23 protein-coding genes and 1 pseudogene are annotated in these 25,854 nt (G+C 57.9%); 7 read left to right on the top strand and 17 right to left on the bottom strand.

Features of this window, described 5'->3' with window-relative positions; all coding sequences use genetic code 11:
• Nucleotides 1-508 precede the first annotated feature (508 nt).
• Nucleotides 509-1,417: a LysR family transcriptional regulator gene (locus ACKWRH_RS06780; protein ID WP_445219842.1), complete on the top strand. Its 909-nt coding sequence runs from the start codon at nt 509-511 to the stop codon at nt 1,415-1,417.
• 495 nt (nt 1,418-1,912) lie between these two features.
• Here ACKWRH_RS06780 and ACKWRH_RS06775 read toward each other — a convergent pair.
• Both ACKWRH_RS06775 and ACKWRH_RS06770 read right to left on the bottom strand, forming a co-directional pair.
• A pseudogene (locus ACKWRH_RS06775) lies at nt 1,913-2,120 on the bottom strand (hypothetical protein); the annotation flags it as partial.
• A 282-nt stretch (nt 2,121-2,402) separates the two neighbouring features.
• A complete protein-coding gene (locus tag ACKWRH_RS06770) occupies nt 2,403-3,107 on the bottom strand; it encodes a lytic polysaccharide monooxygenase (RefSeq protein ID WP_445219841.1) in 705 nt (234 codons plus the stop codon).
• A gap of 875 nt (nt 3,108-3,982) precedes the next feature.
• Between ACKWRH_RS06770 and ACKWRH_RS06765 the strand changes: the two genes are divergently transcribed.
• Entirely contained in the window at nt 3,983-5,023 is a 1,041-nt protein-coding gene (locus ACKWRH_RS06765; RefSeq protein ID WP_445219840.1) for a cytochrome-c peroxidase, read from the top strand.
• 246 nt (nt 5,024-5,269) lie between these two features.
• Entirely contained in the window at nt 5,270-5,431 is a 162-nt protein-coding gene (locus ACKWRH_RS06760; protein WP_445219839.1) for a hypothetical protein, read from the top strand.
• Nucleotides 5,432-5,917: 486 nt separating this feature from the next.
• Here ACKWRH_RS06760 and ACKWRH_RS06755 read toward each other — a convergent pair whose 3' ends face one another.
• The 15 genes from ACKWRH_RS06755 to bioB form a co-directional block, all read right to left on the bottom strand.
• Nucleotides 5,918-6,121 carry a hypothetical protein gene (locus ACKWRH_RS06755; protein ID WP_445219838.1) on the bottom strand — a complete coding sequence of 68 codons (204 nt, stop codon included), beginning with the start codon at nt 6,119-6,121 and terminating at the stop codon, nt 5,918-5,920.
• Nucleotides 6,122-6,579: 458 nt separating this feature from the next.
• Nucleotides 6,580-7,515 carry a S1/P1 nuclease gene (locus ACKWRH_RS06750; RefSeq protein ID WP_445219837.1) on the bottom strand — a complete coding sequence of 312 codons (936 nt, stop codon included), beginning with the start codon at nt 7,513-7,515 and terminating at the stop codon, nt 6,580-6,582.
• A gap of 1,230 nt (nt 7,516-8,745) precedes the next feature.
• Nucleotides 8,746-9,090 carry a hypothetical protein gene (locus ACKWRH_RS06745; protein WP_445219836.1) on the bottom strand — a complete coding sequence of 115 codons (345 nt, stop codon included), beginning with the start codon at nt 9,088-9,090 and terminating at the stop codon, nt 8,746-8,748.
• Nucleotides 9,091-9,367: 277 nt separating this feature from the next.
• Nucleotides 9,368-10,216, bottom strand: a complete 849-nt coding sequence (panC, locus tag ACKWRH_RS06740; protein WP_445219835.1) for a pantoate--beta-alanine ligase — start codon at nt 10,214-10,216, stop codon at nt 9,368-9,370.
• A gap of 12 nt (nt 10,217-10,228) precedes the next feature.
• On the bottom strand, nt 10,229-11,101 hold the full coding sequence (panB, locus tag ACKWRH_RS06735) for a 3-methyl-2-oxobutanoate hydroxymethyltransferase (RefSeq protein ID WP_445219834.1): 873 nt from the start codon (nt 11,099-11,101) through the stop codon (nt 10,229-10,231).
• Between the two features lie 809 nt (nt 11,102-11,910).
• Nucleotides 11,911-12,054: a DUF6527 family protein gene (locus tag ACKWRH_RS06730; RefSeq protein WP_445219833.1), complete on the bottom strand. Its 144-nt coding sequence runs from the start codon at nt 12,052-12,054 to the stop codon at nt 11,911-11,913.
• A gap of 712 nt (nt 12,055-12,766) precedes the next feature.
• Nucleotides 12,767-14,842, bottom strand: a complete 2,076-nt coding sequence (locus ACKWRH_RS06725; RefSeq protein WP_445219832.1) for a methyl-accepting chemotaxis protein — start codon at nt 14,840-14,842, stop codon at nt 12,767-12,769.
• A 322-nt stretch (nt 14,843-15,164) separates the two neighbouring features.
• A complete protein-coding gene (locus ACKWRH_RS06720) occupies nt 15,165-15,821 on the bottom strand; it encodes a hypothetical protein (RefSeq protein ID WP_445219831.1) in 657 nt (218 codons plus the stop codon).
• Nucleotides 15,822-15,842: 21 nt separating this feature from the next.
• Complete coding sequence (locus tag ACKWRH_RS06715; RefSeq protein ID WP_445219830.1) at nt 15,843-16,049, bottom strand: hypothetical protein; 207 nt, start codon at nt 16,047-16,049, stop codon at nt 15,843-15,845.
• A gap of 50 nt (nt 16,050-16,099) precedes the next feature.
• Entirely contained in the window at nt 16,100-16,702 is a 603-nt protein-coding gene (locus ACKWRH_RS06710; RefSeq protein WP_445219829.1) for a hypothetical protein, read from the bottom strand.
• 1,273 nt (nt 16,703-17,975) lie between these two features.
• Nucleotides 17,976-19,259, bottom strand: a complete 1,284-nt coding sequence (locus ACKWRH_RS06705; RefSeq protein ID WP_445219828.1) for an adenosylmethionine--8-amino-7-oxononanoate transaminase — start codon at nt 19,257-19,259, stop codon at nt 17,976-17,978.
• Nucleotides 19,246-19,890, bottom strand: coding sequence for a dethiobiotin synthase (gene bioD, locus ACKWRH_RS06700; RefSeq protein ID WP_445219827.1), 645 nt, complete (start codon nt 19,888-19,890; stop codon nt 19,246-19,248). Before bioD ends, ACKWRH_RS06705 begins: the two co-directional genes overlap by 14 nt.
• Entirely contained in the window at nt 19,887-21,041 is a 1,155-nt protein-coding gene (locus tag ACKWRH_RS06695; RefSeq protein WP_445219826.1) for an 8-amino-7-oxononanoate synthase, read from the bottom strand. Before ACKWRH_RS06695 ends, bioD begins: the two co-directional genes overlap by 4 nt.
• Before the next feature lie 80 nt (nt 21,042-21,121).
• Entirely contained in the window at nt 21,122-21,475 is a 354-nt protein-coding gene (gene panD, locus ACKWRH_RS06690; RefSeq protein ID WP_445219825.1) for an aspartate 1-decarboxylase, read from the bottom strand.
• Nucleotides 21,476-21,528: 53 nt separating this feature from the next.
• Nucleotides 21,529-22,479 (bottom strand): biotin synthase BioB, encoded by a 951-nt coding sequence (bioB, locus tag ACKWRH_RS06685; RefSeq protein ID WP_445222330.1) that lies wholly within the window; start codon nt 22,477-22,479, stop codon nt 21,529-21,531.
• A gap of 160 nt (nt 22,480-22,639) precedes the next feature.
• On the opposite strand from bioB, the gene ACKWRH_RS06680 reads away from it, so the two are divergent.
• The 4 genes from ACKWRH_RS06680 (at nt 22,640) to ACKWRH_RS06665 (ending at nt 25,844) form a co-directional block, all read left to right on the top strand.
• Complete coding sequence (locus tag ACKWRH_RS06680) at nt 22,640-23,272, top strand: GntR family transcriptional regulator (RefSeq protein WP_445219824.1); 633 nt, start codon at nt 22,640-22,642, stop codon at nt 23,270-23,272.
• Between the two features lie 154 nt (nt 23,273-23,426).
• Nucleotides 23,427-23,762, top strand: a complete 336-nt coding sequence (locus tag ACKWRH_RS06675) for a Dabb family protein (protein WP_445219823.1) — start codon at nt 23,427-23,429, stop codon at nt 23,760-23,762.
• Between the two features lie 106 nt (nt 23,763-23,868).
• Nucleotides 23,869-25,263: an aminodeoxychorismate synthase component I gene (gene pabB / locus ACKWRH_RS06670; RefSeq protein ID WP_445219822.1), complete on the top strand. Its 1,395-nt coding sequence runs from the start codon at nt 23,869-23,871 to the stop codon at nt 25,261-25,263.
• Entirely contained in the window at nt 25,260-25,844 is a 585-nt protein-coding gene (locus tag ACKWRH_RS06665) for an anthranilate synthase component II (RefSeq protein WP_445219821.1), read from the top strand. Before pabB ends, ACKWRH_RS06665 begins: the two co-directional genes overlap by 4 nt.
• The last annotated feature ends 10 nt before the right edge of the window (nt 25,845-25,854 follow it).

Here is a 25,854-nt window from a genome sequence, read left to right as displayed (position 1 = left end):
TCGTCTCCTGCCCCCGCCTACGATATCCGCCCTCGCAATTTGCGGCAAACTCTGGCGGCCGCGGCTTGCCGACGATACCGATGATGTTGGTGTCGAGATGATAGCGCATCACAGAACGTCCTTGCGCCGTTCTTCGCGCGGGCACGTCAGGTCATGATCTGCGCCGACGAGTGGCGACCTTCACTTGTAGAAATGTAGGATCCGATCCACGAGGAATTCCTGAGCGCCTCCTCGATGTCGCATGGTAAGTTGAGCAGCATTGCACTCTCACCGTCGATGTGCGTCAACAACAACAGAGAGACGGCCGCCGCTCGACGACCCGGACGCGGTGCCCGACTTGCCCCAACGACGCGGCCTCCGTGAGGCCCTTCTGCCCGCCGCCGATGACCGGCGCATCGAAATCGGTCTGCGCCAGAGTGTCCTTTCCAGATTTTTCCGGCTTGTGGAAACCCGAGACATAGGTAAATTCGAGTGTTTTTATGAAGCATATCCGTGGTGTTGATGCGACATGCGTTTCAAGGGCCTCGATCTGAATCTTCTCGTCGCGCTCGACGCGCTGATGACCGAGCGCAGCCTGACAGCGGCAGCGCGCAGCATCCGTTTGAGCCAGCCGGCCATGAGCGCGGCCGTCACCAGACTGCGTGCCTATTTCCACGACGATCTCTTCACGATGCGCGGTCGCGAACTGGTTCCGACGCCGCTTGCCGAAGCGCTGGCCGCCCCGGCCCGCGAAGCGCTGCTGCGCATCCAACTCTCGATTGCCGCGCGTGACACGTTCGACCCGGCCACATCGGACTGCCGCTTCCGGGTCGTGCTGTCTGACTTTATGGCGTTGGTGTTCTTCGGGAAGGTGATCGCGCGTGTTGCTCGCGAGGCTCCCGGCATCAGGTTCGAGCTGCTTCCGTTTGACGACGAACCGGACGAGCCGCTGCAGCGCGGCGAGGTGGATTTCCTGATCTTTCCGGAAATGTACATGTCAGACGCGCACCCCAAGGCAAAGCTGTTTGACGAGACTCTGGTCTGCGTGGGTTGTGGCATGAACAAGCAGCTTTCACGCAAGCTCACTTTCGAGCGGTACATGTCGATGGGGCACGTTGTGGCGCAGTTCGGACGAGCGGGCAGGCCTTCGATCGAGGCATGGCTCCTGCTCGAGCACGGTCACAAGCGGCGTATCGAGGTTGTGGTGCCGAGCTTCAGCTTGATCCCGCCCCTGCTGCTGGGCACCGAGCGGATCGCGACGATGCATTCACGGCTGGCACGACACTTCGCAACCGTGATGCGGCTTCAGATCGTTGATCTTCCAATGCCGCTACCGGCCTTTACGATGGCTGTGCAGTGGCCGGCTCTTCGCAACAATGATCCGGCAAGCATCTGGATGCGGGAGATCATGTTACAGGAGGCGTCCCGCTTGGCGTAAGATCACAGGACAGGACGTCGCGCGCACAGCTACACTTTGCCCAGAGAGGCGAAGCGTTTGGCGCCCGCTCTTCGCCAATCATCTACCCGAGAGAGTTACTCAAAAATGTCAACCTTCTGCGCTCCCCTTTGATTTGTCACATCAAGCACCCTAAGCGATTTTTCGCAATTTGAAGCCGAAATCGTAACTCAAATGGAAGTACGCCTCCTCCATCGTGCGACCATCGCTCGCTCGACCGGGCGGCTCGCGGACGAATTCGCGGAACCAGGCTGTCCTTGACGGCAACAGCACCCACGAATCGAGGTACCTGCCGCCTGCGATGAACGCATGTGTCACGCATTGTTCGAATCTGGCCGCTGAAAATGAAATGGACACGCGCCGGCCGCTTAGGATCGCAGCCTGCGCCTGCAGCGTATTCCCGACCGGGCTGGATCATGTGGGGTCGGATAGAGCACGGGCTCGGTGTCGCCCTTGGGCGCCGGATGGTGATGTCGGTGCGCCGGCGAGCGACATCGGTACCGATACAGACTGACGACGGGATCAAGAAAGCTGTCGAACAGCGCTGATAGCGAAAGATTGATGATGATCAACGCGAACAGAACATGGTGACGAACCTCGCGAGCGCATCGCCCTTTGCGACGCCCGGCATCGCCGCGCCAGCAATTGTTGCGGCGCTGACCTGCTGAAAATGGTTTAGCGCCTGCGTGAAGCGCGCCGCGCGGCGACCTTTCCTCGTCGCGCGGCAAATCTCTAGTTAGGTTGAATACGATCGACCATCCAATTGGCGCGAGGCAGTCCTGATGTGATGGGAGAGGCGCACAAAAACGAACAAGGACAAGGCGCTGACATTCCACATCAAGGCCCGGCTATAACCAGCGCCGTCGAAGTCGAAATCAATTAGCTTCTTTCGGCGTTTCCTTCGCAAAAATCGGCTAATTAGCTGTAGTGGATCTGTGCAGGTCGGCCAAGTGCCGTCTGGCGCCCTTTACTCGGAGCCACTTGCGCTCGACGATCTCCTTTCCTCGAACGTCGCGTCAACGATTTGATAGAACGCCATCGGGCTATTGGCGACTTCCCACACCGCCAAAATAACGTGGTAGCCGGTGCGCCTTGGCAGCTCACACATGTGGACGATAGGCTCTTGGGGCATAAGGTTGGCATTCGGATCCCAAAACGGCTGGCCGGGATTCTGAATCGTGCAGAATGGCTTTACTTCGAACTGCGCGCGCGTGAGCGGAGAAGACGGATTCCAGTTTATCCGCGTGATGAAATAGTTCCAACGCCGTGTCATGCGAGCCAAACTGTGTTCCCACCTGAACTTCTGCTTCGCGCCGGAGCGTAATCGAACCTTTTCCCAGCGCGTCGGCGTCTGCTCATCGAGCAAAGGAACGTTCCCGCGCACGCTGCTGCCGGCGATGCGGCCGTCCTCTGGTGGCGCCGCGTTCTGCACATCGGTCGGCGCGATCGGGTCTAACAACCCTCCCTTCATGGCGGGGAAGAACTTGCCGCTCTCCATCGAGTTTGCCCTCCACAAATCAATTGTACAGTCTTTGTTCCTGTGCTCGACACACAGCACGACGCGCGAGGCTGGCTCGGTAAGACGACCTTGCGCGTGCGCGCTCGCAACAGCGAACAGCGATGCCGCGGCGCTGATAAGCGCGCTGGACCGGTGTCGAAATACATACCTCATGGTTCTCCTCGCAATGATCGAATAGCCAGTTGACGAAAGGCTGCGAAATCGAGGCAGGTGTACGCCGTTAGGCAACTCAGCCGCGCAGGGTTGCGGAACAGCGGGGCGCCGGCGGCGCTCGCCGCCCCTGCTGCTCCTTCGGCGTCCACATCGCGATTGCGGGAGCGTCTGGTGAGCCGCACGCAGCGCTCCGGTACCTTGAGGTTTTTCGGGTGACGACGCGCAGGCTGGCCAATTGCGTTCGACGGCGGTGATGGGTTGATTACTTCAAGTAACTTCGCTTGAGACACGAGAACCTCTGCTCTCCTTCACGCTTGCCTCAAGGTTCAGCTTGCGGGTAGGCGTGCCATCGGATGTAGAAAGTCACCTGCATGTCATGGTGCGCGGCGCTCAAGAGCGCGCCACCATCTCGATGTCACAGACGTATCCGCCGTTCTCCAAACCAAACGCGGTAGACCAAAGCTACTTGTTGGGAGCGACAGCGCCGGCGACGGACTCGGTGGCGTTTCAATTGGCGGGACCACATCAATGGTACGGCGTCCGTTACATCGATTGGGATCCAATGGAGCAAGCTGCATCTGAACACGCGCGGCAAGTGCCTGCGATGTCCACTACTCTTGCAATCGACGTGCCGCTTAGAGAAGCGCCTGAAGCCTTCTCGAAGATAGGCAAAACGACAGGCTTCGCGCCATGCTGAGCGTACCAGTGTCGGCTTGCTGCCAATGTGTCGCCAAGCCGACATCGAAAGGGAAACACTGCAGCGATTCAGTCGCGAGGGTTGGCTCAGTTTCTGCATGGCTGCAGGCGACCATCTAGTGAGCGCCCTCCGACGCAACGTTGTTCGGTGGTGGCGTCGAACGAACTGGAAGTCTCATATGATGCGCAAGGTGTCCATTGCTACCGTACTAGTGCTCGTCTCATCCCATGCTATTGCGAATGACGAATTGATGATGGCCGCTGGAAAAATTTTCAAACCAATTCCCTTTGCTATCCCTGCGGTTAAGGACAATCCTGTCACCGTCGAGAAAGCCGAGCTCGGCAAGATGCTGTTTTTCGACCCACGCCTGTCGGCGAGTGGGGTCATTAGCTGCAATACGTGCCACAATCTTGGCACCGGCGGCGTCGACGCCGGTCCAACCTCCATTGGTCACGCCTGGCAAAAGGGGGCTCGTCGGGCGCCAACCGTCTACAATTCAGTGTTTAATGTCGCGCAGTTCTGGGACGGACGCGCGCCGGACCTCAAGGCCCAAGCCAAGGGACCCGTTCAGGCGAGCGCCGAAATGAATGCGACCCCGGATCGCGTGACGAGCACGTTGAACTCGATGGAAGATTATATCGGAAAGTTCAAGCAAGCGTTCCCGCATGATACACCGCCGGTCACCTTCGACAATTTTGCGAAAGCGATCGAGGCGTTTGAAGCCACTCTCACTACACCGGCGGCTCCGTTCGACCAGTACCTGAATGGTGATGCCAACGCTCTGGATGATCAGCAAAAGGCGGGATTGAAGCTGTTCATGAACAAAGGATGCGCCTCCTGTCATAACGGCCTCAATATTGGCGGACAGGACTATTTCCCGTTTGGTGTGATAGGAAAGCCCGACATCAAACTGCTTCCTGCGGCCGACAAGGGACGATTCGCAGTCACCAAGGCCCCCAGCGACGAATACGTGTTCCGCGTCGCCCCCTTGCGCAACGTTGCCTTGCGGGCTCCCTACTTCCATTCGGGTCAGGTTTGGACTCTCAAGGAAGCCGTAGGAATTATGAGCGAAGTCCAGCTCGGCACCAAGCTCAGCGAGAAGGAGAACGACGATATTGTTGCATTTCTTAAATCACTGAACGGGCGTCTACCCAGGATCGAATATCCGATACTGCCAACGCGCACAAATCAGACGCCACCACCCTCTTCAGGCAGATAATGTCATTCTTTCCCAAACGGGGCCACGCACAATCAAACTAACTATGCATCAGGCCGATCCTCTTTGCAGTCTAGATGCGGCGCTGCTTCTGCGTGTTGCCGCGGCCGCGCGCCCGAGTGCCGTGTGGGCCATCGAAGTGGTTGTCTCTAAGCATCGGAGCCGTCCTATCACGGCTGGCAGAGGCATGCATTAAGGTGAAGAACCGGCCGCATCCCGCGATTAATTGGGACCTGCAACGGAGGTCAGATGACGACGGTCATCAGAAATCTTCTCGCTCGAAAGCAAAAGCTCATCGAGCAACTTGATTTGACCATAGACGTTGAGCAGCGCGAGAAGATCGAGCATCAGCTCGAGCAGATAAACACTGCGCTTGACTTTCTCGATCGACCTAATCGGACGAGCGAGTGAGAACGCGACCAAAGCCCAGCGCGATCTTGAATATGGAACTTCTGCCTTTCAGCAAAGTCTGGCTCGTCTCCGCCGCGTCTCATCATCGCAAGCGCCTTATCCAACCGGCGATATGTTCTTCATCCTCGCTGACATCGCGCTCAACCCACGTCGACCGCCATGGGCGGCTCCAGAATTAACTTGCAGCGACGACATCAAGCTTAATGCAAGGGCATGATTGCGGCCGTGCTGCAGGGCGGCTACACTCCACGTACCGGAAATTGCCCCGTCCGGGTCCATCCAAGGCGAAGTCGTCGCGCCAATATACTCCGCGCGGCGCTTCGTTTTGAACGTTGATTGCGCAAGCTACTTTCCGCCGTTTTTCTACGCCTGCCTCTTGATCACCTTGCTCGCGCTAGTCGTCGCTGTAGCTCGCATGGGCGTGGGGGCCATGGTGCGGCGCAGACAATACCAAGTTGCTCGCCTCCACTGAACGGCCGGCCCGCGTCACTCTGGCGCGATCGTTGCAAGTCCAGCTTCGATGACTGCGATTTCTTGGCTTACTTGCGCAACGGCTTGCCTTGGGTCGACGCCGGTGACGCTCTTTAGTTGCCTCAGCAGCTCCCGCCGATGCGCAAGAAGGGCCTGCAGCGCGTCACGATCGTTTAGTCTGACATAGCCATTGACGATCAACTCAACTGAATGCGACATCGATCTCTCAAATGAATAATTGCCCTGAATTGGTAGATATATCGGATCACACCACAGCGTGCAGCATCGGATAGCAAAAACCTTGATCGGTAAGACTAACGAGCAAAGCTTCTTGTCGCCGTATATTAACCGCGCCCATTCTGGCCGCGGTCGCGGGAATGCCGATGTTTCGCGTAGGCGGAGCCTTCGCGGCAAAGGGCTGCCGCCTCCAGAAGCGGCGGCCCCGCACAGCGCGAGCAACCAATGCGAGAGCCGCTACCAAATGGCAGGAAACGCGCCACCGTATCATTCGCGACTTTTTTCGAAGGCGCTGTCATACGCCTCAATGGAAAGACGCGATCGTCCTGGCATGCACGTTCCCGCTCAAAAGATCCGGCAAGCTGCCGTGAAAACGAATAGCTGCAATGTTCATGCCGGACCATTACACAACGAGCTATGATGAGCACCCAGACGGACGCTCATTTGAATGCGTCGTTGAGGATTGCCGCGATCCTGGCGCCGGCGAGCGCAATCCGCTGGTTGGCGATCCTGTGGGCCCTCGACTGATAAGCCTGGGTGAGTTTGTAGGGGCCGTTGCCGCCGCGGATCGGCGGTGCATACACTGACTTCTTGGCGATCTCGAAGTTCTCCTGGATCCAGTCGCTCTCATCAGTCGAACCGCTGTCCACCGTACGAAGATCCGCCGCGGCGTCGATCGCATCCTGCGGTGGCGCGCCGGTCGGCCCTAACAACCCATCCCAGAACGCGTGGAGCTCTCTGGCGCTTCCACATTTGGTGCAACTGATCTTCACGTCGTTCCCGCCCGCGTCGCCATCCTGCTCGGCGTGCGTAAAGCGAGAGGTCGCGTGCAGCGGTTGGTGCAGGTCACCGATGCGATGCAGCAGCCAGGAAAGATCGTATGAGCGCACGTCGTCCGATGCCGTCTTGTCCGCAAGCGTCTTCTTGAAAACGGCGACTTGAGTCTGCGCGTTGGGCGATTGCGGTCGTTGCAATGAGGTGCCATCTGTCGAGAACGGTTCGTCAATGAAGTGCCAGTACTTGTGGCGAAAGTGATCGGCATAGCCAATGTTCTGCGACACTTCCGGCGTCTGCGGCGCAACATCGCCGTTTTTCTCGCCATCGCTGTGGTAGTCGCTGAGCGATTTGATCTGGTCCGGCCACGTCGCCGCCTTGACGAACGCGACTTGGTCACGCCGGCTCGCCGGCACGCCTTGGATCCAGCCATCGTATTGAGGATTGAGCTTGAGAAGGCGCGTGGCTTCCTGCTTGGCGGCGGGTGTCAGCTGGCTCCAGGCTAGCGCAGCTGCCTCCATATGTCCGAAGTTGTTCCACGCCTTGGCGGGCGCCCCAAAGAGCACGGTACAGCCCAGCGCGATCCACAAACGTGTCCTCATGAAAAATCCTTACTGAAACGGAAAATAGAAAAGAACTCGCGTACATTGTGACTTATGTCTTATACACGCATCTTGCGTCTTCGAAAAGAAGAAGATGCGAGCGCCGCAAGACGTCACCTGCGATGCGAAGCAAGCTCAAATCAGCCAAGGAACGCATCGCCATCGACGACTTGCCGCCTGGTCGCCGTCCTTGCCATCACGCAAGCTCCCAACCAGTTCAACTGTGCACTCACCACCGCAGTGAAGCGGTCGACACGACTCTTCCGAGTTTAAGCGGACGGAGGTCTTTCAGACTTAGACGGGTTGGCAGGACACGCCACCATATTGATCCATGAAATGGTGGCCACTCCGACGTGGAGCCAGAATGAAGCGGCCGTCGTCAAGGCCGCGAACCCAACAGGAATGAGATCCTTTGTATCGTGCCTAAGGAAGGCGCACGTTGTACGGTAATGGAAGGCGATGTCTGTTAAGTGACCGCATCGATAGCAATTGTAGTCGCAATATCCTCTCCGCGTTACCACATCGCGCACGTAACCAGGACCCAACGACCGCGAACATGCGGTGCAGCTTCCGACGCCGTGCGGGGTCCTGTGATTCACGAGGATGAATTTCATAGCGTGGCCCGTTCTCCATCCGGCCTGAGATCTTATCAGCGATCCCTGGATTCGAGGTGGCGCCGATCTCGAGCCAACCGCAGATCGCTTGCTGAGTCCGGGCCAATCTCGAAGGGAATTTAAGGATCGTCTCGCGATAACATGCCTATGGCCCGGCCTCACAACTCGGGAGGCGTCCGGATAAAAGAACGCCGCCTCGCACCGTCCATGTGGCACTCGATGCCCGGAGCTAGGCCGCTCGCAACCAGCTAAGCCATTTTTGATCGGCCTCTCGCCGCCCCCTAAAACGATCGACGCATTTCTTGGAACAAAGAGCCGTTCGCCAGCAGTAGTAGCGAATCAGACCGAACCTTCCGCCGCAGATCGCACAGCACCTTGCTGAACCATGCTCCGAATTATGGAAGCCATTACGCATTCTCGCCTCCTGTCGGCGTTAGGTGGATTGTCCCTCCCCGGCATTTTCCTCGGCACAGCAGCCGCGGCACGCGCGACTTCGGCCAGCGCCAAGCCTCCGGCCTTTACGGACACCGGGCGTGTAGGCGTTTGATGTGCACCGATTTGACGAAGCAACCACCCTTTGGAGGGCCTCGCCGAGATTACTGACTATACGTGTAATTCAATCTCGATTAGTGCAATTGATAGCGCACACGAGCCCAAATCCTGCGCTCAATCTCCAATTTTCGACGGATTTTAACAAAATCGATCGAGAGGATGCATCCAGCAGCAGTGGCGTGGAGTTAGCGCCGCCTTCGCCTGTCAAAGGGCGGCGATCGATTCCCTTCTCGAACGGTTCGATCAGCATGGTCCATCGCGGGCCGGCTGAGACGTCGCCTTCGTGGCTGCCTTGGCGAAGCTGAGGCGCGTTGCGTTCCTCAGGAATGCGGACAACACGGCGGATCAAATGTGGTCCGACCGAAAACAGGGTACGAAAAAGCGACATTGCCGACGGCAAAAGGATCATCGCAAGACCTACGCACGACGGGACCGGCCCGATTGGAAAGCGTGAGGTGGAGGACCTTCAGCCGTTCATCGTCTGCTTGCAAAGTTGGCCCACACCATCGAACGGGCAGAAAACAGTATGGCCGCGCCTCAATTTGGCCGCCTGTTTCACCTTTGCTTGATGTTGTGGGCACTCGCCCTCATGCTCAGCAGAGGGCATTGCGCGCGTCGTGGTCGCGCCTTTTTGCCGCCCAGAGCGCTTGAGCTCCGATATCGTCAGTCGAGCCCGATCGCTCGTACTACGCACTCACTTGCGGCTTAAGGATGACGTTATCGATCAGCCGCGTCGAGCCGACGTAGGCCGCGGCGCACAGAGCAGCAGGATGGCTCAAGGGATTTGATGCCGGCTCAAGCGTGTCGACATCGACGAGTTCGAGGTACTGCAGCCGGTCGACTTCATTCAAATGCCGCCTGGCGATCGCGATAAGCTTCTCGCATTCGCGCTCGCCTGAGCGAAATTCGGCCTCTGCCGCGAGCAGACCGCGACTGATCGCAAGAGCCCGCCGACGTTCTTCTGTATTGAGATAGCGATTGCGGCTGCTCATGGCAAGCATGTCCGGCTCCCGCACCGTGGGCACTGTAGCGATCTCGACAGGAAGATTGAGATCAATGGCCATGCGCCGCACGACCGCGCATTGCTGGAAATCCTTCTGACCGAAAAATGCGATATCCGGCTGCACAATGTTGAACAGCTTGCAGACGACGGTGGCGACACCACGAAAGTGTCCAGGTCTGAAAGCCCCGCACAAGGGTTTTGCGAATTCGCCAGGTTCGATGAAGGTCTCGAATTGAGCGGGATAGACCTCTTGTGCATCCGGAGCAAAAACAATGGTTACGCCGGGATCACGGCACAGCTTCTGGTCCCGCAGAAAGGCACGCGGATAGGTGCTGAGATCTTCGTTTGGCCCGAACTGAGTGGGGTTGACGAATATACTTAAGACCGTGACGTCACATTGCGCACGGCTCCCCTCGACCAATGCCATATGGCCGTCGTGCAGGTAACCCATCGTCGGGACAAAGCCGACACGCTTGTCACGAGCTTTTGCGAGAGTGGCACGAAGCTCGGCGACCGTCGTAATTGTTTGCATATTGAGCTTATCTCAGGTTGGATTGGAAGGCGCCCAGTTTGCGATTGCATCGCTCAAGGCCTGGGGAAGCCGATAGGATTCTTGTGCTGTCGGGAATGCTCCATCGCGGACATCTGCGGCCCAACGTGACAGCGCCTCCTGCAACAGGCGAAAACCCTCGACATAGGTGCGGACGAATTTTGGCCGATGGCTTTCAGTCAGGCCAAGCACGTCGTGGAACACAAGTACCTGGCCCGAACAACTGGGGCCAGCCCCGATTCCAATCGTCGGTATTGTCAGGGTCTCAGTCACTCGGGTGGCGAGCTCTGCCGGGATACCTTCCAGGACGAGAGCGAAACATCCGGCCTCTTGCAGACATTGGGCGTCGTCGAGCAGACGTAAGGCATCATCGGCGTTCCGACCCTGCACTTTGAAACCGCCCATAACGTTGACGCTCTGCGGCGTCAGGCCGAGGTGGCCCATCACTGGAATCTCGCAATCGACGAGGGCGCGCACGATTTCGGCGCGCTTGGCTCCACCCTCGAGTTTCACGGCGTCGGCGCCACGCTGCAGGAATCCTCCGGCGTTGCGGATCGTCTCCTCGGGACTGAGGTGAAAGCTAAGAAAGGGCATATCGGCTACAAGCAAGGCATGAGGCTTTGTGCGCGCCACAGCTTCAAGGTGATGGTTGAGCATCGCCATGCTGACCGGCAACGTGTTATCAAATCCGAGGCAGACATTGCCAACGCTATCCCCGACAAGGATGATGTCGACGATGGGGTCGGCGATGCGTGCCGTCACTGCATCGTAAGCAGTGGTCATTACGGCACGCCGCCTCTCCCCTTTCCACCGCTGCAGCACTGGAATGGTCACGCGTTCAACAGGCGGTTCCGAAATGTGGCTCATCTTAAGTCTCCGATCCGTCAACTGACCCGCATCCCTAAAGTCGCTTCGTAGGGAAGGCGATAGAAAATTGTCAATGGTGATAAAAAAGACAACTACGTCTCCGCCTACGCCGCCCGCGGCCGCGGCGCTGGTGTGTTTCTTCTCTCACCGGATCGGGGCTGACCGTCTCTCATAGACCTCCATCAGCCAACCCATTGATTCTAAATATTTTATCTCAGCATATGTTTATTCTTTACGATCAAACTATTACATTGAGGGAATGAGTCAGGTCTCTAAAAACACCGCTGCCTTGGAAATTCGTGAATTAGCCGAACGCTACCGCGTGACGCAACATCAGACCGCGTCTGACGTGTTTGGAAGTCACGTCACGCGTCTGCGGCGCGGCAATCAAAGTGAGAGTGCGTATTGCCTCACATATCGATGCTCCCGAGTGTGATCGGTTGCCTCATTAATCTTGCTCCCGGCGAGGCAATGCGACCTCTCTCCCAGATCGTCGCGCTACACGCGTCTTATTGGCGATGACGTTACGCTCGATGAGCCGGCATTACTTTTGCTCGCGTTGCGACGGGCGGGCTATATCTCAAGCCAGGAAGCTGCACGTCTGCACGGCGACTATCTACGCGCCAGGTACGAATGACTTTTGATCCTTCGACGACTTCAAGGAGCGAGGCTAGCCCTGTGCAACCCCGTCGCCGTATTCGTCGCGCAAGGTCCGCACGAGGGTGTCGGACCGTTTTTTGCGGATATCACCGTTCTGGTCCCGCATGCGGTTATCGAGCCCTCGCGGATAGTGTTTCGTGAAAGCAGCCTTAGACCCACCGCACCTTGCCATTCTGCAAAAGGAAGTGGCACCCGCAGCCGGCCTTCAACCACAAAGAGTGATGAAGAGTCGCCAGACCAGCAGGTGACTCGCTGTTCTTCCAGCAGGGCAGTGCGTCCGGCAGCAGGTTCATCTCCAAGATCTTGCCGCAGCCGCCAGGACAAAGCATAGCGGCTGACCAGGCATAACCATCTTCGCCGGCGACATAGACTTTTTCCGCCCTCAAGCGTTTCCGGAATGTCGGCGACGCGCATCGTGCGAAATGTTCGGGTTCGCAAGCCGATCCACGTGAGCAGCCAAAGCCAGAAACCCCACATTTTGGCCAGATGGTAATTCGCTGAGCTCTGGCAAGCCCAAGAGAGGGGAGGCATCGCCCGAACCGAGAAGCTTGCCATCACCGGGCAGGAATCGCCCTCGGCAACAACCTCCATTTCGTCCTCGGAGAGATTCATGCGCGTCATCTCGTAGGCACTGGTCGGTTGATTTCGTGTCCCATACAGGCGAGCGAGAGTCTTACGCGCTCTGCCGCTCGTCAGAATTGAACCGAGTGGGTCCGTATTCCGCAACAATCCATTTGCTCGTCGTGACGGTGCCGCCCATTTCGTTCTCTGTTGCCAACCGGGCCGCTTCGAGCCTAGCCTCGGCAACGGCCAAACTGTCAAATATGCCGACCAACGTTGTGTTCGGCAGCCGATACCGCACGTTGTTCGAGCCAAGGATCCACAGTTTCCAGCCCTGCGCCGCTGCTTGCTTCAGAAAAGTGGGATGGGGATCGGGGCATTCTGAAATCCCCTGTGAGAGAAAATAATCATACCGTCAAATAGCTCTGCAGGAGTTTCAAATGATCACGACCTGACCCCAACGAGAAAGCCATCGACCTCCAGTTTGAGACGATGGCTGCTTTTGGCCGGTGCATTTGCAGAGGTCAGCACCTGCGAAGATGACGCCCCCGTGCTCGAGGCGCTCCCTGCGACCTGTCGGATGTTGCTGGCGACCTGCGTCGACATTTCTGCAGCATGTTGGATATTCTGCGCGATATCATTGGTTGCCGTACACTGCGCTTCGATCGCAGCAGCAATCGTCGATGCGATTTGCGAGATCCTGCCGATACTGCTGCCGATCTCCGTGATGGCACCGACCGACTCCTCCGTGGCTGCTTGGATATCTGCGACTTGCTCTGCAATTTCCGAGGTCGCCTTGGCTGTTTGTGTTGCCAGCGACTTTACCTCGTGCGCCACGACGGCAAAGCCGCTGCCGGCCTTGCCCGCGCGCGCAGCCTCGATTGTTGCGTTAAGAGCCAAAAGGTTTGTTTGCCTGGCAATTGTGGCGATCAGCTCAACCACGCCACCAACCTTTAGTGCAGCTGCCGACAGGTGCTTTATCCTTTGGTCGGTTTCTTCCGCCTGACGCACGGCGCCCTTAGCGATTTCTACAGATTGCTCGGCCTGGCGTCCGACCTCCATAGCAGAGGCCATCATTTCCGCGGTACGTGCAGAGACAACCTGAACATTGCCTGACGCTGCCTCTGAGGCGCAGGCGACCTTGTCAGAGACTTCCTGTGTATTGTGCGCCGTGTCCGTCAGGCTGCGAGCGGAAGCCTCCAGCTCAGTAGAGGCGGATGACAGTGTGTCGATGACGCCGCTCACCGCATCCTCAAACGTCCTAGCGAGCTGCTCCAGCTCCGCTTTCCGTCGTATCCCCGCCAGGCGATCCTGTTCCAGATTCGCTGCAAGCTCGGCTTGCGCCTTCTCTCTTGATTTAAGCTTGAACGATTCCATGGCCTGCGCCATTTCACCGATCTCGTCCGAACGGCCAAGTCCGGGCAGGGTCACCTCGAATTGCCCAGCCGCGAGTTGGCGCATCGCTGCTGTCATTCGGGTGGTCAGCCGGGCCATGCCCTGCCCGACAAAGACGGCAACGATGCCGATTACGAGAGTAGCAAGCCCAATTCCCCAGCCCAGCATCTGTCGAATGCGGGATGCGCGCTCTTGCGCAGCGGCAGCGCTGGCATCAGCTGCCGCGATCGCTTGCAACAGGAGAGGACGATTCCGGCCGTAGATCTGCCCGAGATCATCAACCTGGTCATCCAATGCCTGTTGCGCAACCAGAAAGGCCACGAAGCTCGACCGGTAGGACTGAATAAGTGACTTCAGTTCCGTCCTGACGGCCGGCGCCAACTCAGAGGCAGCAAGCGTGGTCTCGAACTCGGCGACCCGCTTGTCCAGCTCATCGCCATACTTCTCCTCGCGCCACAGGATGAAATCCTTTTCGTGCCGTCGCATCATCAGCATCAACACGGTTAGCGGCGGCTGATTGAACTGCGCAAGCCGGAATTCGGCCTGATGCACCGCGTCGCGCAGCCTGCCTTGGAGGCCATCATTCTCGGCGAAGCCGAGCACGCGCTGGGCTGACACGATGTTGTTGAAACGAGTCGAATAAAGGCCGATTCCGGCGCGCAGGAACGATATGTCTTTCAGGGGATCGCCCTCCGGCAAGGAGGCAACGTACTTCTCGATCTGATCGAGGTCGGCCAGCTTCTTCCTGATGCCTTGGGCGTGCCGCGCGATCAACGCTTCGTCGTGCTTGCGGAGAAACTCCAGCGCAATCTGCTGCGATTCAAGAAACGCTTCAGAAAGTGCCGCCAGGTGAGCGCGAAGATGGATACTCTGGTCTGCCTCACGCTGCACCTGCGCAACATAGTTGAGCCCCACGATGCAAGTCGCCCCTGTGACGAGCACGCCCACGATTCCAAGCATGGCAATCTTGGTTCGTAGGCTTGGCCGAAGTCGACGAAGAATTGGCAATACGAGCCGTATTGCAGTCATTGAGGCGGGCATCAAATTGCCAATCAATCCGTGATCATTCTCGGTGAGTTGCTGATCAGCACGCTCGAAACGTAAGCTCGGGGAGATGCCGACCATTCGCACCTCTGTTGGGTTTGTTAAACAAGGCTAACGAAGAGACCGAATCGACGTCGTCCCGTGACGAAAGCGGCCGGGCAGTTGCTCTTCGTTCTTTGTCTTTCGCATCGTCAGGCTCAGCGTGTTCGCTTCGCCAATTTGACCGATCGTCGACTGTCCAAAGAACGATTAGCAGATCGGCATATCACGTCGTCTAGCTGCAGATTCGCGCCGCAGGTGGCAGCTAGCGCATAAATTGAGCGATCTTTGACGCAGTTGCGCAGGATTCACTCCGTCGCTAGGAGCGCCAGCGGCAAACCAACCCATTGAAGAGCTGAAAACTCTAAGCTTTCATAGGCTTAGAGGGACCGCCCTGCGCCTGTAGCCCGCAAGGGTAGTCCACGTGTTCACGCGCGCCGATTGCCGTGACCAGACCGTTGAGTACAGTGGTACGAGGTGCGAGCCATTCGGCATCTTCCCTAGTCATGTACGTTGTGCCGATATTGCCTTGCATAGACGCACCGAACTTCGCCGTCACCGCCTCACGCTGCTGCCGATATGAATCAAACAGTGCAATCGTACTTTCGTGGAGTTTGTCGAGCGCCGCAATCTGATTGAATGTCTGGTCATCCAAGGAAAGAACTAACCCCATCTCTTCGGCTGTGAAGTTGACGGCCTCCGGCAGATTAGCAACAGGAAGCACCATCTGCCAAAGTGCCCCGTTTAGGCCAGAAGCTTTGGCCTCGCTTATGGACTCTGCTGCCACCTTGCGCAGTGTCTCCAAGTCAGAAATTACGCGTATCAGCTTGAAGAGAAGCGAATAGGCCAGCACACGCCTGACCTCCAATCGGTCATCATCTCTTTGCTTTTTCGCTTCTGCTCTTGATGCACGTTGCAGAAAATAATTAATCGTGCCACCGACCACCGCCCCAGTGAGCGAGCCACCTATCGCACTAAATACCGCCCATGCCGTAATCGTGCCTGTACCATCAGCGGCCATCCCCATGGCTCCCTAGCCAGCTCACACCCGATAGGAATAGTCGGTACCGTTGAAGCTGATCGCAGCACCTGTGGCGATGAGGCGGACCTCGAAGCCGTTCTCGTCGCCTTCCCACGTTCCACCACCAAACTCTTCCGACGTGATGCGCACGTAGTCGTAGATTTCGACGAGTGGGGCGCCTCTCTCCTTCATCGCGAGCACGTTTACGAATGCATCCCTAAGTCCCATGCGACCGCCCTCCTCATCGCGGAATCAGTCCGCAGTGTGCGCCTGCAAACCTACTCTGATATTCCTGAAACAGACTCACTCACCACCACGGCCTGCACCTCAACTTGCATAGTGGCGGTCCTCTGAGCCTGCCACTCTTCAAGCCTCTTCATGCCGAACGTGCAGACATACCCGAAGGTGCGCTGCGACCAAGTCAAAGGCACCATGTGCTCACTCGGTACATCTCGACTTCTCGCCTCTTCGTTTTGGGCTTGGAGGTCGACAAGTCTTCGGACTGGGGGCTCATCCTTCTCAATCCGAAGGCGTTCCGTTCGGGCCTTCTTGAGGTTGTTCGGATTCGGTTCCCAGCCTGCAATCTTTGAACTCAGGTCGGTGAACCTGCGCGTCAACGCCTCATGTGCCCGTGCCTTCCTGTTGAACCGGAAGACCGAGTCCAAGGCGGCTGCCGTGGCAACGATGGCGGTAAGGTATTTCGCGATCTCCGTACCTTGCGCCAAGAGCACAAAGAAGCTCGCGGTCCCCGTCAGCGCAGTGGCAGCCCTCGTGAGATTGTAACACCAATCGTAGAAAGACTGCATCTTCGCGTGATAGCGGCGGCAACGCTCAACCGCGAAGCAAACGTCATAGTACCCGTCTTCCGACCAGTCGCTCACTCATTGTCGTCCTTACGGGGAGGCTTATTCCAGTCCGTGGTTCGGGTGTTGTTGCCCGGGCCTGAGTCCTTTCGGGTCCAGCCGTCTTGTGCCGGACGCGGACGGTCTTCTTGAGGTCGTGGTGTTGGCCGAGACTGTCCCTGATCGGAACTGCGTTCCTTTGTCATCTCTTCTTTGCAACCTTTCTACGCGGTGGCTTCATCCAGTCGGTGGACCTTGCAGGAACACGGAGCGCTTTCTTTGCCTTCTTAACCTTCGCGGCTTTCTTAGCCTTCTTCGCCATGGTGGCCCCCGCCCCTTCTCATGAATGCTCTCCGTATGCTGAAGTGCCGGTGCAGTTTCAAGCCTTAGTTGTGAGGTCTCCCAAAGAAACCCACTGCGTTCTCCGTGCATCAGGGCGCTCCCCGCCGTGATGCTCTACACAGCGGCTCAATCGGGCGGCAAACACTTCCGCTTTTTCAATGCGCTGCGGCTGCACTCGCCAGCGGCTCTAGAAGCGCTGATAGATCAAAAACTTTACGCAAACCATGGCTTTGGCTGCGCTCGGGTGGTAGCACTTGGACGCAGTATTTGATGCGCGCTGATGGGGCTGATTTGATCAAGGATAGGCACGGGACGTACTACGCTCAGCAGAAGGTGCCCGAGCGCCTGCAAGGGGGCCGTTGCCCGCGTGCTAAACTCAGACCGCGAGAGGCAGGCATTCCTCAAGCGATCGTTAGGCACAAAGAACGCCAGGGCGGCCAATATAGTAGCAACGCACGTTCTTGCCGACTTCGACCGGACCATCGCGGCGGCCGAGCCCCTGCTTTCGGCACGCCCCGTCCTCCCGGCACTCACCGACGCCCAGATCAAGCGCATGGCCGAGAGCCACTACGCCCGCTACTGGCTGAAGATGAGGAAGTGCGCCGCGAGGGCACAGGTTCGGAGCCTGTGGTTCAGAGCGTCGCACAACAGATCAGAGAAGCGGGCCTCCAAGTCCAGACGCCGTTCGCTGTGGGGGCAGGCGGCTCTGTCGGGCCGGTAGGTCACTAAGCGCGCTGAGACGCTGGAATATCTGCTCGCTACTTCGACAGCAGCGCTGGCGCGCGGCGACATCACGGCCATCCGAGAGCATCCGGACGGACGAGTTGCAGGAAGCGTTTCAGCTTAACGTCGATCGCAGCAGCGTGTCGTACCGGAAGCTGGGCATGGCGATGGTCACAGCTCACCGCGGCGGGCGATCGCGATACTCGCCCTATCATCGGAACAGTTAATAAACTTGCGCTCGCGGCATCTATGCACGCAAAGCGTCCCTTCCTGCCAGCGCATCGGCGGCATCCCAGATGCCGGCATAGATTTCATCAAAGTCTGCCGCTGTCGCACAATACGGCGGCATCACGTAGATCGTATTGCCGAGCGGCCGCAGCAGAAGATTGCGATTCCTGAAGAAGGCGTGAAGCTTCGGACCTATGTCTGCCAGATAACCCGCATCGCTCGTCTTCAGATCGAGTGCTGTAATCGTGCCAGTTTGACGAACGTTTGTGAAGCGCGCATCGGCCCGGAACGGCTCAATGGCCTGTTCTTGCATCGCGGCAATCGCCGCCATGCGTTCGTGAGTTTCGGGATCTTGCCAGAGATCCAGATTGGCCCTTGCAGCCGCACAGGCCACGGGATTTGCGGTATATGAACTTGAATGAAAGAGCGTGCGCGTCCGATCTTTTGAATAGTGGGCATCGAAAATATCCGCGCGACAGAGCGTTACCGCGAGGGGAAGCGCTCCTCCTGTAATTCCCTTGGAATAACAGACGATATCGGGTGTGACGTTGGCCTGCTCGCACGCGAAGAGTGTTCCCGTGCGGCCCCAGCCTGTCATGACCTCGTCGGCAATGAACAGGACATCCGACGCTTCGCAAATCCGCTTCATCTCTGTGAGCACCCAGGCTGGATACATCAGCATTCCGCCGGCCCCCAATATTAGAGGCTCCACAATGAAGGCTGCCGGCATTTCGTTTCGACATGCAGATTCGAGGGCGTCAAGCGTGTCCTGCTCTCGACCTGTTGCGGGGAAAGGGACAGAGGTCACGTCGAATAATAAGGGCTCGTACGCTGCGTTGAACACGCTCCTAGCACCAACCGACATCGCGCCTACCGTGTCGCCATGATAGGAATGCTGCATCACGACAATGCGTATTCGCTGCCTGCCGATATTATGCCAATAGCCGAGCGCCATTTTTAGCGCAACTTCCACGCTGGCTGAGCCGCTGTCGGAGAAGAAAACATGCTCGAGCCCGCGGGGCGCAAATTTCAGGAGCTGCGCCGCAACTTCCTCAGCCGGATCGTGGGTCTGGCCAGCAAAGATGATCTGGTTGAGCTTGCCTGCCTGCTGCTGAATCGCGCGCACAATATGTGGATGACAATGACCATGCGTCACCACCCACCAGGATGATATTGCATCGATGATACGGCGACCATCCGCGGTGTGGAGATAGGCCCCATTGCCCCGAACAACCCTCGTCATCTCGTCTTGAAGAGCGTGTTGCGTGAAGGGATGCCAGATCGGAGAGTTATTCTTTGGCATACAACTGGAAACTATCTGCACGAAATGAGGTCTTGAACGCGGCCTGCAGCGTCTCCGCCGTGAGGGGAGAGAGCCAGGGCAATCGCCCCAGCCAACGCACCCGCCCCATTTCGCGAATGACCGTCTGTGTCTCGGCATTACTTTCGCCAATGAAGGCCATCCCGAGAATGGGGATGTCACGCTTTCGGAGAGCCTCTATCGACAGCAGTGAGTGATTGATGGTACCAAGCGCTGTGCTCGCGCAAAGCACGACTGGAAGCCGCCAGCGCTCGAACACATCAATGTATAGCGTGTCGCTACTCAGCGGCACCATTACTCCGCCGGCGCCCTCGATAACCAATGGCTGCCGACCGGTATCTGGCACATCGAGCGAAGCTGCTTCGAGGCGAACTCCGTCAAGCTCGGCAGAATAGTGAGGCGAGGCTGGCGTCCGAAGGCGGTAGCACTCCGGCACGATCCGATCGGGTGAGAGATGGCCAAGACGAGCGACGGTCTCGGTATCAGTCTCTCCATCGAGGCCGGCCTGAATTGGCTTCCAATAAATCGCGCCGAGGAGGTTCGAAAGCCCCGCGGCAAACACCGTCTTCCCGATTCCGGTATCTGTGCCCGTCACCACGATCCCTGAACTCATCGAGGTACACCTTCCGTCTCCTCGACCAAGGCATCGAGCATTGCGCGCACGTCATCTTCGACGACGTTGAGCGTCAGTGAAACCCGCAAACGGGCCGTGCCCGCCGGCACAGTTGGGGGGCGGATTGCGCGAATGTCGAAGCCGCGAGCCTGAAGTGCAGAGGCGAGCCGCATCGCACGCGCATTGTCACCCACGATGTATGGCACGATCTGTGAAGCCGATGGACTTTTCCAACCACGCTCTCTCATCTGCCGATGCGCGAACGCGACCAGCTTGGCCAGATTTTGCTGACGTTCGGGTTCCTGCTGCAGGATCAGAATCGCCTCCCGCACGGCGACAGCCAGCAACGGCGACGGTGCGGTGGCGAAGATGAACGGACGGCAACGATTGACCATGAAGTCTCGCAGCACGCCGGACGCAGTGACGAGCCCACCCGCGGCACCCAGCGCCTTGCCGCAAGTATGAAGGACCAGGAGATTTTCTCTCCCCTCATAAGGAGCGGTCAGCCCCCGTCCCTGCTCACCGTAGACGCCCGTAGCATGCGCCTCATCCACCATCAGGAACGCATCATACCGGTCGGCGAGCGCAACCAGCTCTTCGAGCGGCGCAAAATCGCCGTCCATGCTGTAGAGACTTTCGGCCACGATCCAGATGCGACCCACTCCGCCATTTGCGCGCCACTCACGAATCGTACTTTCGACCGCCCCCGGATCGTTATGCGCGCTCATCCGAAAGTCAGCGCGGCCTGCTCGCGCGCCTTCATGGATGCTCGCGTGCACCAGATTATCGAGAACGAGCAGATCGCCTTTCTGCGGCACCGTCGTCAGGACCGCAAAATTTGCGACATAACCGCCGCCAAAGAAGAGCGCTGTCTCGGCCCCAAAGAACCTGGCAGCTTCAGCTTCCAGCCTTTCGTGTTCCTCGCAATTGCCGCGCAGGAGCCGCGACCCGCCGGCCCCGATCGGTGTGCCGGCCTCTATCGCTGCCAAGACAGCCTTCTTCATGCGCGGCGCGCTCGCGAGCGCCAGATAGTCGTTCGACGTGAAATCGATTCCTGCACGCGAATTGAGGCTGCGCAACCGATGGCCTTCTTTCAGGACGTTCAACGCGGAGGTATATCTTGCGACTTTTCCCGTATGGATTGAATTCATTCTGCACCCTGAGGACATTGAAATTGCGCAAAATTCTGACGTGCGCGAAGAAAAACGGCTTCGGCTCGGCCTCTTGACTATCAAACCGGCAAAACGCGATTTTCGCGATCGACTAACACAATACGGGGCCTGAACGTTTTGGCTTCCGCCTCATCAAGTAAGGCGTAGGCAAGGATGCAAATTTTGTCTCCGGGTAAAGCCAGTCGCGCAGCCGCACCATTCAAGTCTATGGTTCCCGAGCCGCGGGGCGCTTCGGTAACAAACGTGGCGAAGCGCGCGCCGGTTTCGACGTTGTGAATTTCGACCCGTTCGTTGACCAGGAACCCTGCCGCGTCCAGTAGTGCACGATCGATTGAAATCGAGCCTTCATAGTGCAGATCGGCTTCAGTCACTGTGGCGCGGTGGATTTTGCCTTTCAGCAAGGTAATTTGCATTTCTCACCTAATTCCTAGAGGTCTGCACAAAGCGCGCTCGCCGCCCCGTTGGTTTAGGCAAGGGCGGATGTGATGCCGAGCTTGGTCAGCAACTTGGCGTCGCGCTCGGTTTTCGGATTTTTGGTCGTGAGCAACACGTCCCCGATGAAAATCGAGTTCGCACCGGCCAAAAAGCACAGCGCGTGCAATTCGTCGGTCATATCATGGCGTCCGGCGGACAACCGCACCACGCTCTTCGGCATCATGATCCGGGCGGTAGCGATCAGACGCACCAGCGCGATTGGATCGGGAGCCTCAGCGGTGTCAATGACAGGAACCCCCTCGACCTCGTTCCAAAGATTGATCGGCACGCTTTCCGGAGGCTTTGGGAGATTGGCGAGCAGGATGAGCATGTCAAGCCGATCCTCAACGCGCTCGCCCATGCCGACAATGCCCCCGCAGCAGATCTTGATACCGGCTTCGCGCACGTGTTCAAGGGTATCCATGCGATCCTGCAACGTCCGTGTAGTGATGATCCTGCCGTAGAAATCAGGTGAAGTGTCAATGTTGTGATTGTAGAAGTCGAGCCCCGCCTCGGAAAGCAACGCCGCCTGTTTTGGCGTCAGCATGCCGAGCGTGACGCAGGTTTCCAAGCCAAGATTCTTGACGGCGCTGACCATCTCGCAGACCCGATCGAGGTCGCGGTCTTTCGGACTGCGCCAGGCCGCGGCCATGCAGAAACGGGTCGCGCCTGCTTCCTTGGCCCGCTGCGCAGTGGCGACCACATCGGTGCAATCCATCAGGCGGGTTGCTTTCACCCCCGTCTCATAGTGCGCGCTCTGCGCGCAGTAGCCGCAGTCTTCCGGGCAGCCACCCGTCTTGACGCTGAGCAGGCTAGCTGTTTCGACGTGGTTTGGATCGAAGTTGTCGCGGTGAACGCTTTGCGCTCGAAACATCAGCTCCGCAAACGGCAGACCATAGAGCGCTTCGGCCTCGGCACGTTTCCATTTCCCGCCGTCCTGCATGATCTCGCAACTTCCGCTTCGATCACCTTTCACAACAGCATCCATAGGCCTCAAATCCGCAAATCATAGATAATCGCGCGAATTATCTATCGTCATCGACATCGGATCGATGCTAATCGATGCGTTATCGCGGCGCACCCACTATTCCGATAGATAATCTATGATGAGCGAGAACAGAACGACTGCTGGACGAATCGCCGAATCGATTGGTGAGCGCATTATCAACGGCGCACTGCAGCCAGACTGGCCACTCCGGCAGGATCACGTCGCGCGGGAGTTCAGATCAAGTCACGTCCCGGTGCGCGAGGCTTTTCGACAATTGGAGGCTCAGCATCTTGTCGTGAGTGCGCCGCGTCGCGGCGTGCGGGTCGCCCCGCTTGACACGAATTCGGTGAAGGAGATCGCTGAGATGCGCGCAGCGCTCGAAGTGGTCGCGCTGCGCAATGCAGCTCCAAAGCTCTCATCCGTCCACCTCGCACGCATCGAACTTGCCCTCATTGAAGGAGACAATGCCCAGACCATCGAGGATTTCGAGATGGCCAACCGGGCCTTCCACTATGCCCTGGTTTCCCCCTGTGCGATGCCGCGTTTGCTTGCCAGCCTCGACGAACTACAGCTTGCAAACTCTCGGCTGGTGTTCGCGATGGCACGGACGGCCGGATGGCGTCCACGATCCAACCAGGATCACCGCCTGATTTTGCAGGCGCTACGAGCGCGCAACCTTGACCAAGCCTGTAATCTCCTCGCGCGTCACATTCAAACCATCGAGCGCCTGGCCCTTCCGACGCCCTGACGAAAAAAAGGCTCTGGCAAGTCAGTTGCAGACGGCAAGGCGCAACAGCTCAAACATCGAACATCAATCAGAGATGCAGCAGGCAAGCGTTGCACAGCGCTCGATCCCAAATTACTTATGCGCCCCGTCTCTGATAACACTCCTAGGGCCATCCATGATTCGCCACATTGTCCTATTCACTGCCAAAGATCAGGCTCACATCGACCGCATAATCGAGGGCCTATCCGTTCTCACGACAATCCCGCATGCACGCAGGCTCGAGGTTGCTCGCAACCGCAAGAGTGACCAGCTTGGCAACGAGATCGACGTCGTTGTCTATGGTGAGTTCGAGAACGAGGCGGAACTTGCAGCTTACAAAGCGCATGATCTTTACCAGGAATCGATCAAGCGGGTACGTCCACTGCGCGAGCTGAGGTTCGCAGCAGACTACAATGTATCGACGGATGTACGATTCCTCACCCGCCGCACTGCGAATATGGGCGATGGCTAAGTTGAACGCAGGCCTCACGAGTTTGCGAGTTACGATCGAAGGTCGCTCTCGTTTGGCAGGCTGCAATCGCAGCGCGCCAACACCACTTGCCGGTGACTGGTAGCAAATGCACGCCCACGAACTGCAATGGATTGCCCCTGTCACGGCAATGCGGCGCCTCGCCCGCCGCCCCCATCTCACATTTCTTGACAGCGCAGCAAACCGCGAGCCACTTGGGCGCTACTCATATCTGACCTGCGAACCGTTCAGCACCTATATAGTCGCCGATGGACGGGCGAGTTGGAACGGACGGGGTCTTGACGGCGATCCATGGGACGTCCTTCGCACCCTGCTCGCTAACTATCCGCAAGAGCATCGCCCCGATCTCCCGCCATTTCAGGGCGGAGCGGCCGGATTCTTTGGTTACGACCTGAACAGGACATTGGAGCGATTGCCAGTTCCGGCAGCCTTCGGACACCGCCTGCCTCAATCCATCCTGCATTTCTATGACGTGGTCGTCAGCTTCGATCACCACAGCGAGAGATGCTGGATCGTCTCAACAGGCTGGCCGGAACAGGATCCCGCGCGCCGAGCCACTCGTGCACGCCATCGAGCCGATGAGTTTGCAGCACTTCTTGCCAGTCCAAATTCGCCGCGGAATGACGCCTACAGCGCAGTCGGACCATGGCATTCGAACTTCAACCGCGCGGGCTACATTGCGGCGGTACAGCGCGTCATCGAGCTGATTCTGGCTGGAGACGTCTTTCAAACCAACATTGCGCAGCGCTTTAGCGCCCAGCTACCGACCTCATTTGATCCACTTGCCTTCTACTGCCAACTGCGGTCAATGAACCCCGCACCGTTTGCGGCGCTCTTGAGTTACGGCAATCTCGCCATTGCATCCAGCTCGCCGGAGCGCTTCCTCAAGCTAGACGGACGACGGGTCGAAACGCGCCCCATCAAAGGTACGATCGCGCGCTCGGCTGATTCCGGGGAAGATCAGCGTCGCGCGCAAGTCCTAGTCACATCTGACAAAGATCGTGCCGAGAACATCATGATTGTCGACCTCCTGAGGAGTGATCTGTCACGTGTTTGCACTCCCCATTCAGTCGACGTCCCTGCGCTGTGCAATCTGGAATCCTACGCCTCGGTGCACCACCTGGTGTCGGTCGTAACCGGTGAACTTGAAAGGGGCCAAGACGCCGTCACCCTTCTTCGCGCCTGCTTTCCAGGCGGCTCCATTACCGGGGCGCCGAAGGTGAAATCGATGGAAATTATTACGGAAATCGAGCGGGTAGCACGAGAGGTCTATTGCGGGGCGATCGGCTTCATCGCCTTCAACGGGCACATGGATACCAATATTGCGATCCGCACTGTCACAATCGACGACGGCTTGGCTATGTTTCACGCAGGTGGCGGCATAACCGCGATGTCGGATCCAGCGGCCGAATACGAAGAGACTCTGGCCAAAGCACAGCGAATGTTTGACGCATTTCGCGCCAATTCTTGCGGTGACGCTTGATTGTCATCATCGACAACTACGACTCCTTCGTCTTCAACATTGCCCGCTACTTCCGCCGGCTCAGTGAAGCAACGGAAGTGATCCGGAATGATGAGATCAGCGTCAGTGATATTGTACGCCTCAAACCGCGCGCCGTGGTCATCTCCCCCGGTCCCTGCTCCCCAACAGAGGCCGGAATATCTACTTCGATCATTTGCGAACTTTCAGGTCGTGTCCCGATTTTAGGCATTTGCCTTGGACACCAGTGCGTCGGGAGTGTTTTTGGCGGACGCGTGGCACGGGCGCATCGTCCCATGCACGGGCGGTCCTCATACGTTACGCATGACGGGATAGGGCTATTCGAAGGTCTCCCTTCTCCTCTTTGCGTGGGGCGCTACCATTCTCTTGTTGTTGAGATCAATCAGTCACACGCGCCGCATCTTATGGTAACGGCGCGTTCGGACGAGGGTGAGATCATGGCCCTTGCGCATCGCGATCAACCCACGTTTGGCGTGCAGTTCCATCCCGAATCGATACTAACCCAGCAGGGAGACGCTCTGCTCAGAAATTTTTTGCGGCTCGCAAAAAGTTTTCGAGCGTGAGGATAGGCTT

The organism is Bradyrhizobium sp. Pa8 (assembly GCF_052588265.1).
The sequence above is the reverse complement of the archived record's forward strand: the minus strand, read 5'-3'. Positions and strand labels throughout refer to the sequence as shown.

Coding starts and splice junctions, on each gene's coding strand:
- ACKWRH_RS06780 (WP_445219842.1), top strand. CDS start 509: ATGCGTTTCAAGGGCCTCGATCTGAATCTTCTCGTCGCGCTCGACGCG.
- ACKWRH_RS06770 (WP_445219841.1), bottom strand. CDS start 3,107: ATGAGGTATGTATTTCGACACCGGTCCAGCGCGCTTATCAGCGCCGCG.
- ACKWRH_RS06765 (WP_445219840.1), top strand. CDS start 3,983: ATGATGCGCAAGGTGTCCATTGCTACCGTACTAGTGCTCGTCTCATCC.
- ACKWRH_RS06760 (WP_445219839.1), top strand. CDS start 5,270: ATGACGACGGTCATCAGAAATCTTCTCGCTCGAAAGCAAAAGCTCATC.
- ACKWRH_RS06755 (WP_445219838.1), bottom strand. CDS start 6,121: ATGTCGCATTCAGTTGAGTTGATCGTCAATGGCTATGTCAGACTAAAC.
- ACKWRH_RS06750 (WP_445219837.1), bottom strand. CDS start 7,515: ATGAGGACACGTTTGTGGATCGCGCTGGGCTGTACCGTGCTCTTTGGG.
- ACKWRH_RS06745 (WP_445219836.1), bottom strand. CDS start 9,090: ATGATCCTTTTGCCGTCGGCAATGTCGCTTTTTCGTACCCTGTTTTCG.
- panC (WP_445219835.1), bottom strand. CDS start 10,216: ATGCAAACAATTACGACGGTCGCCGAGCTTCGTGCCACTCTCGCAAAA.
- panB (WP_445219834.1), bottom strand. CDS start 11,101: ATGAGCCACATTTCGGAACCGCCTGTTGAACGCGTGACCATTCCAGTG.
- ACKWRH_RS06730 (WP_445219833.1), bottom strand. CDS start 12,054: ATGAACCTGCTGCCGGACGCACTGCCCTGCTGGAAGAACAGCGAGTCA.
- ACKWRH_RS06725 (WP_445219832.1), bottom strand. CDS start 14,842: ATGGTCGGCATCTCCCCGAGCTTACGTTTCGAGCGTGCTGATCAGCAA.
- ACKWRH_RS06720 (WP_445219831.1), bottom strand. CDS start 15,821: ATGGCCGCTGATGGTACAGGCACGATTACGGCATGGGCGGTATTTAGT.
- ACKWRH_RS06715 (WP_445219830.1), bottom strand. CDS start 16,049: ATGGGACTTAGGGATGCATTCGTAAACGTGCTCGCGATGAAGGAGAGA.
- ACKWRH_RS06705 (WP_445219828.1), bottom strand. CDS start 19,259: ATGCCAAAGAATAACTCTCCGATCTGGCATCCCTTCACGCAACACGCT.
- bioD (WP_445219827.1), bottom strand. CDS start 19,890: ATGAGTTCAGGGATCGTGGTGACGGGCACAGATACCGGAATCGGGAAG.
- ACKWRH_RS06695 (WP_445219826.1), bottom strand. CDS start 21,041: ATGAATTCAATCCATACGGGAAAAGTCGCAAGATATACCTCCGCGTTG.
- panD (WP_445219825.1), bottom strand. CDS start 21,475: ATGCAAATTACCTTGCTGAAAGGCAAAATCCACCGCGCCACAGTGACT.
- bioB (WP_445222330.1), bottom strand. CDS start 22,479: ATGCAGGACGGCGGGAAATGGAAACGTGCCGAGGCCGAAGCGCTCTAT.
- ACKWRH_RS06680 (WP_445219824.1), top strand. CDS start 22,640: ATGATGAGCGAGAACAGAACGACTGCTGGACGAATCGCCGAATCGATT.
- ACKWRH_RS06675 (WP_445219823.1), top strand. CDS start 23,427: ATGATTCGCCACATTGTCCTATTCACTGCCAAAGATCAGGCTCACATC.
- pabB (WP_445219822.1), top strand. CDS start 23,869: ATGCACGCCCACGAACTGCAATGGATTGCCCCTGTCACGGCAATGCGG.